The organism is Streptomyces turgidiscabies Car8 (assembly GCF_000331005.1).
GTDB lineage: Bacteria > Actinomycetota > Actinomycetes > Streptomycetales > Streptomycetaceae > Streptomyces > Streptomyces turgidiscabies.
In genome coordinates, this window is the sequence record NZ_AEJB01000229.1 from 1 (window position 1) to 6577 (window position 6577).

8 protein-coding genes are annotated in these 6577 nt (G+C 72.5%); all 8 read right to left on the minus strand.

From position 1 onward, the window contains the following. Positions 1-13 precede the first annotated feature (13 nt). Positions 14-664: a peptide deformylase gene (gene def / locus STRTUCAR8_RS15385; RefSeq protein WP_006376702.1), complete on the minus strand. Its 651-nt coding sequence runs from the start codon at positions 662-664 to the stop codon at positions 14-16. A 137-nt stretch (positions 665-801) separates the two neighbouring features. Then, on the minus strand, positions 802-1782 hold the full coding sequence (locus tag STRTUCAR8_RS15390; protein ID WP_006376699.1) for a tetratricopeptide repeat protein: 981 nt from the start codon (positions 1780-1782) through the stop codon (positions 802-804). Positions 1783-1939: 157 nt separating this feature from the next. Then, positions 1940-3166: an HD-GYP domain-containing protein gene (locus STRTUCAR8_RS15395; RefSeq protein ID WP_006376700.1), complete on the minus strand. Its 1227-nt coding sequence runs from the start codon at positions 3164-3166 to the stop codon at positions 1940-1942. Beyond that, positions 3163-4596: an HD-GYP domain-containing protein gene (locus tag STRTUCAR8_RS15400; RefSeq protein ID WP_006376704.1), complete on the minus strand. Its 1434-nt coding sequence runs from the start codon at positions 4594-4596 to the stop codon at positions 3163-3165. Before STRTUCAR8_RS15400 ends, STRTUCAR8_RS15395 begins: the two co-directional genes overlap by 4 nt. A gap of 208 nt (positions 4597-4804) precedes the next feature. Further along, positions 4805-5239: a roadblock/LC7 domain-containing protein gene (locus tag STRTUCAR8_RS15405; RefSeq protein WP_006376703.1), complete on the minus strand. Its 435-nt coding sequence runs from the start codon at positions 5237-5239 to the stop codon at positions 4805-4807. Between the two features lie 18 nt (positions 5240-5257). Continuing rightward, positions 5258-5422: a hypothetical protein gene (locus tag STRTUCAR8_RS52515; RefSeq protein ID WP_158697403.1), complete on the minus strand. Its 165-nt coding sequence runs from the start codon at positions 5420-5422 to the stop codon at positions 5258-5260. After that, positions 5419-5625, minus strand: a complete 207-nt coding sequence (locus STRTUCAR8_RS52520; protein WP_143666402.1) for a hypothetical protein — start codon at positions 5623-5625, stop codon at positions 5419-5421. The genes STRTUCAR8_RS52515 and STRTUCAR8_RS52520 overlap by 4 nt, the downstream gene beginning before the upstream one ends. Positions 5626-5634: 9 nt before the next feature. Beyond that, positions 5635-6577, minus strand: a 943-nt coding sequence (locus STRTUCAR8_RS15415; RefSeq protein WP_241784688.1) for a hypothetical protein, incomplete at its 5' end; no start/stop codon positions are given.

Here is a 6577-nt window from a genome sequence, read left to right on the forward strand (position 1 = left end):
AGTTGTCAGTCGTTCAGTCGTTCGCGACCACGGGGTACCGGGGCTCGTTCTCGGCCATCTGCCGCAGGGCGTCCTTGCGCTCGCGCTTGGAGAGCCGGTCGATGTACAGGTACCCGTACAGGTGATCGGTCTCGTGCTGCAGGCAGCGCGCGAAGTAGCCGGTGCCCCGCACCTTGATGGGGTTGCCCTTCTCGTCCTGCCCGGTCACCTCGGCGTAGTCGGGCCGGGCGAGCGGCGCGTACGCGGTGGGCACCGAGAGGCAGCCCTCGTTGCTGTCGTCCAGCCGGCGCCGGTCGGCGGGCAGCTCGACCAGCTTCGGGTTGCAGATCACACCGGTGTGCCGGGCGCCGTCGTCGTCGGGGCAGTCGTAGATGAAGACCTTCAGGTCGACGCCGACCTGGTTGGCGGCCAGACCCACGCCCTCGGCGGTGCGCTGGCTGGCGAACATGTCCGCGACCAGCTGGTCCAGCTCCGCGCCGAACTCGGTGACGTCCTGGCACTCCTTGTGCAGCACCGGGTTGCCGACGACCGTGATGGGCCGCGAGGTCCCCCGCTCGCGCCAGGCCGCCTCACGCTCCTCGCCGTCCTCGGTGTCGACGACGAATCCCTCGTCGTCCACGGGAAGCACGCCCACGTGCTGCTGATCGGTGTCCTGCTGCGCCATGACCGACGATGCCTTCCTCAAACAAACGGGGAGAGTTGCTGATACAGGGTACGGGCAGCGCCCCGCAGGGGCGCGCCCGTCAGGGGCGCGGGGAACTGCGCGACCAGCCACATCGGGCCCGCAGCCAACGACGAGCCCTAACAGACCTCTTCCAGATCCCGCCAGTCCCGAGTATCCGGACTGTCAGCGACCCACCCGTCCAACAAACCCCGTACAAGAGACGCCGGGGCCGCAAGGCCACACTCCCGCTCAGGCGCCCAGAACTGCCCGTCCGTACGGTGCCCCAGCGGCCCGGGATGCCCCGGCTCACTGTGATCGTGCGGATCGAGATGCTCCCCGTCACCCTCGTCGGACGGCATCCGTGACTCCGAACACATCCGGCACAGCAACCGCACCGACGACGACCAGTCCTCCGCGGCGAACCCCGCGTCGGACGCCAGCCGCTCCAGGGCGTCCCGGTCGTCCTCGGCGGCGGCCTCCAGGAGGACCACCCAGGTCGGCACGGGCGAGGGCGCCCACAGCTCGATCTCGTCGAAGACGGGGTAGGAGTGCCCGGCCGCAGTGGTCCGCTCCCCGTGGGGCACCCCGTCGTGCAGCACGACCTCGCCCCAGCGCCGCCCGGAGGACGGCAGCGGAATCGACAGCACCTCGACGCGCGCGGGGTCGAGCCGCCGCCCCCACACGACCTCGGCCTCGCCCTCCGGCGACAGCCGTACGGCCGCGCTGCCCAGGTCCATCCCGGCGGGCTCACCGGCGGCAGCGGCGCCCCCGGGCACCCGCAGCCCGTACGCCTGCCAGGCCCGCCGGGCCAGCGGCCAGTCCTGCAGAGCCGTGGCCGCGATGCCCACGTTCCACCAGTCGGGGGCCCCGGTCTCCCGGTCGAGCAGGGCGATGGCGCGCAGACCGGCCGCCCTCGCCTGCTCCCAGTCGTGCCGGAACTTGTGGAGCAGGGCCAGATTGAACCAGGACTCGGACAGCCAGGGTTCCAGATCGGCGGCACGTGTCAGCAACGCGCCCGCGTCCTCGTACCGCCCGTCGCCGATCAGCGTGAACGCGCGGTCGGTGGCCTGCCGCCATGAGGCGGAGGGCCGGTGCCGCCCCTTGCCGAAGATCCTCACGATTCCCGCCTGCCAGTGCCGTGGAGTGGGCCGGCTTCTGCCCCCGTACAGCCTCTCCCTCGCATCCAACCACGGACCGCTGGAGGGGCGCTCATTACCCATGGGTTACCCAACCGAGGGCAGCGTAAGACCGTCCACCCCTCTCCCACCACCATCTTCAACCGATGCGCTCCCTGACGACTCCACCATTTCTGGCGAGTACCCGCGCGAGGGATTCCACCACTTCGGGCTGATAGTCCCGGCCGGTACCGAGCCGCAGCTCCTCCAGCGCCCGCAGCGGGCCGCCCGCTCCGGCGTCCCGCACCTTCTCGTCGTAGGCGTTGACGGCCCGCACGATACGCGCGGACACGGGCTGTTCCCGGTACGGATCGGCCTGCCGCTCCACGACCACGGCGACGGCCGCGGCCACCCCCGTCTGCCGAACGACGGCCCCGCCGAGCAGCGCGATCCGGCGCTGTTCCGCCACGGGGAGTACGGCGGTGGCGCCGGCCGGTACCGGGTCGACGAGGCTGAGCTGCCCGATGTCGTGCATGAGGGCCGCGTACTCCAGCACGGTCAGCTCCGGCTCGGACAGCCCCAGCTCCCGGCCCACAGCCCCGCTGAGCACGGCGACACGCCGGGCATGCCCGGCCGGGGTGTATCCGGCGATCTCGGTGGCGCGGGCCAGGGAGGCGATGGTCTGCCGGTAGGTGGCCCGCACGGCCGCGTACCGCCGGAAGGCGAACTGGGTGAGGAGCAGCGGCAGCGAGAAGACGGGCAGCGCCCAGAGTCCGACGACGGCGACAGCGAGCGCCATGACGACCCCGGTGGCACACACGGCCGTACCGATCCCCAGCATGGCCCGCAGCTCGTCCCGCAACAGCGGGCCGAAGGGCCAGCCGGTGCGCGCGTGCGCGAGCGCCGCGGCGAGTACGGCGTCGCAGAGCGCGGTGAGCACGAGCAGGGCGACCAGCAGCAGGACGTAGGCGGAGCCGCCCCAGGCTTCGAACACGCCCTGGTTGTAAAGGGGTTGGAAGCAGATGGCGGCGAACCCGGCGGTGAGCACCCGGCGCGCGACATGGTCGGCGGTCGGCCCCTGTCCCCGCGCGACGTGCGGCACACAGCCGACGAGGGTGGCCGCGACGACGACGGTGACGACCTGGAGCGCGCCGTGGTGGGTGGCTCGCCCCGCGTCCTCCCCGAGCAGCGCGTACGACAGGGCCCCGGCGGCGGCGAGCGGCGCCGCCTCCCGCGACTCGGGCCCGCTCCACCGGGTCAGCTCCCCGGCGACGACGAGCAGCCCGAAGGAGAGCGCGACAGCACGTTCGTCGAGCCCCGACCAGAGGGTGTGAGCGAGGGAGACGGCGGTGAGAAGAGCGGCGGCGCCACGGACGAGGCCCCTCATCGCACCCTGCCTTCACTACCGACCTGACCGGGGATGCCGTCGGGGCGCGTGGCGGGTTCGCTGGTAATCGGACTGGAAACGGGTGGGGTGGGTGAAAAATCACAACGGGACTGGACCGAGTCGGCTGTCACCGCCGGATGCCATCCACCCCGCCGCTCCAACCCCCTCACCAACGCCCGCACCATCACCGGATCGAACTGCGTCCCCGCGCACCGTTCGAGCTCAGCGAGAGCGACCCCCACCGGTCGCGCCCTGCTGTACGACCGCGTCGACGTCATCGCGTCGAACGCGTCGGCGACGGCGACCACCCGCGCGAACTCCGGGATCTGGCTACCGACCAGCCCGTAGGGGTACCCGCTCCCGTCCAGCCGTTCGTGATGGTGCAGGATCGCCGACCGGGCCTCCCCGAGGAAGCCGATCCCCCGGACCATCTCGTGGCCGTACTCCGGGTGCAGCTCGATCACGCGCCGCTCCTCGGGGGTCAGCGGCCCGTCCTTGCGCAGCAGCCTCGTGGGAACGCCCAGCTTTCCGACGTCGTGCAGGATTCCGGCGAACCGCAGCACTTCCACCCGCTCGTCGTCCATGCCCAGTTCCCGGGCGATCACCATGGACGCCTGCCCGACCCGCTCGCTGTGTCCGCGCGTGTACCCGTCCTTGATGTCGACGGCCTGCACGAGTGCCCTGATCGTCGCCTGGTGTGCCGCCCGCTCCCGGTGGTACTGCGCGAACACCCACCACGACACCCACATCGGGAGCAGCACGAGCAGCGCCGCGAGGGGCCCGTACGGGCTGCGCCACAGGACGGCCATCATCAGCCCGGCGAGCCCGTGCACCCCGACCGGCACCAGTGACCGTACGAACAGTCCCCGCCAGGCCAGCCGTACCGGCACCCGTTCGGCGAGCGCCAGGATGCCTCCGTCGAGCAGGGCCAGGACCAGGCAGAACGCGACCACGGCCGCTCCGGCGGCGGCCAGGGCGTACGGGAAGTAGGAGGAGACGACCGTGTCGGGGCCGCCGAGCGACCAGTGCACCCGCGAGGCCGTCCAGGCGCCGATCCCCAGCTGTCCGGCCCGCCAGAGCCGACGCGGCCAAGGCGTCCGTTCCGCGCCCCGCACGAGCAGCGCGCCCGGCAGCGGCACGAGGGCGGCAGCGGCGGGCGGCAGCAGGAAGGCGGCGGCGAGCAGGACGGGCGTGTGCCAGCGGGGCGGTCCGCCGCCGGTGCCACCGGGACCGGCGGCGCCCGGCCCCTCGTACCCCGCGCGCCCGCCGAACCGGCCGACCGCGAGCTGCTCGCACGCTGCGCACAGCGCGGCGAACAGCGCCACGGCGCCCCAGGGGGCGTGCGCGTACCGGACGGGCGCCGCGCAGAGGACGGCCCCGACGGCGACCGCGATGACGTAGACACGCGCCCACGGTGTGATCGACCGCATGGCGCTCCCTCCCCCGCGTCCCGGACCGGCGCCGACCGGGCGTTCGGCGCGAACCTGTCCAGGCTCCGGGAAATGGAGGATAGGGCGGCCGGCAGCGGCCGTACGGAGGCATTGGGCGAATCTCAGGCCTCAGGAGCCGCAGATTAGCCCGTTAGAGGGAAGCAGGCGTATCAGACGTAACCGACGGCGGGCTCGCGCGGCGTCCGTCTCAGTACGCCACGTCCGCCGCCAGGACGTTGGTCAACTCCTCGACCGTGGCCGGGGACTCACGCTGGAACGCGGCGATGTCCAGCCCGTCGTCGCCCACGACGGTCAGCAGGGCGCGTTCGCCGACGGCCAGCACGATCACGTGCCCGGAGCCGCACCGGGCGACCACCTCACGCAGGGCCCCGACCTTCGCCTGCTCGGCGATACGGCGGCTCACCCCGAGCGTCGCGGCGGCGAGCGCGGCGACCGACTCCGGGTGCACGGTGTCCGCGTCGGCCACGACGAGAAGGCCGTCCACCGTGGACAGGACGCTCTCGGAGACTCCCATCACCCGCTCCCGCAACGAGGTCAGGATGTCGGTCAGCTGGGACGCCTGGGCCGACTGGGGGTTGTCGCTCAGGGGATTCGAGGGGCTCGGAGGGCTCAAGGGACCCATGGGACGTACTCCTTGCGGTCAGTCGGGCTCGGGAAGAGCGCGCAACGCGTGGCGGACCCGCCGCAGCGTCTCGACAGAGGGTTGGTCGGCGGCCAGTTCTTCGGCCGAGGGGCCCAGCAGGGCGGGGTTCGGCGCACCCCGTACGGGAAGCGGCTTCCGTACGGGCAGAGGGGGCGTGGTCACCCCTTGGGCGTCGTGTTCCTGGTCCGCGCCCTCCGACGCGTCTCCGTCGTCGTGTCGCTCGCCGCTTCCCTCGCCGTTCCGCTCGGCGTTTCCCTCGCCGTTCCGCTCGGCGTTTCCCTCTTGGTGTTCCTCTTCGTTTCCGTCAGCGCGTCGGTCGGTGCTTTCGTCAGCACGTCGGTCGGTGCCTGGGTCATCTCTTCCATCGTCCGCACTCACTTCCCCCCTTTCTCTCCGCCACGGGGCATACGCCTCGGCAGCGGCTCGGTTCTCGGCGGCACCGGCGGCGGGCCGGTGGCCGGCGTACGGCCGGGGGTGACTCGTGGCGCCGTGCTGGGCCGGCCGCCGGGGACGGTCGGGGGCTCCCACCGGAGCAACCCGTACGACTCCATGCGGACCAGGTCCAGCATCACGGCGTACAGCCCGCGCCCCAGCGCGAAGGCGAGGTCCCGGGCCGTACGGCGCCCGTTGACCTGGTTCAGAATGTTCTCGTGCCGGCCGGACAGCGGCCCCTCCACAACCCCCGTACCCGGTACGGGCCGCACGCGGGCCAGGTCGCCCGGCGGTCCCCACAGACGGAGGAGCAGCGCGATCCGCCGCGTGGTCTCGTCGGTCAACTGCCGTGGTTCCACGCCCGGTCGGGCGAGGAGCGCCGGCTCCCGGTCGCTCAGCTCCCAACTGCCGGGCGCCCCCAGCGACATGGCGAAGGCCGCGTCGAACACGGCTGCCGTGCAGATGACTTCGAGCTCTACGGCGCCCACCAGTTTGTCGGCGACCAGGTGTTCCCCGAGCAGTTCCGCGTCGCGCTGTGCGGCGCACGCGGCGAGCCAGTCCTCGTCGCCGATCCGACCCGAGGTCAGCAGTGCCGAGGTGGTGGTCGGCGCCCCCGGTGTCTCGATCGCGCCCACCAGGCCGTCGCGCAGGTGGAGCGTGCCGCCCGGGGTGCCCGCGACCCGTACCGTGCCGCTGAACCCCTCCTCGCGCAGCCCCAGCAGGAGCGCGGGCAGGTTGCGCGCGGCGGATGCCCTCATGCACTCACCCGCGCTCTCGTGCCGGTCGTACGGGTGGGGCCGGATCTGCAGGCCGGGTCCGTCATGCGAGCACCTCGCCGGCCAGGTCGCCCATACTGCGCGCGGCGAGCGCGAGGTTGACGCGCTG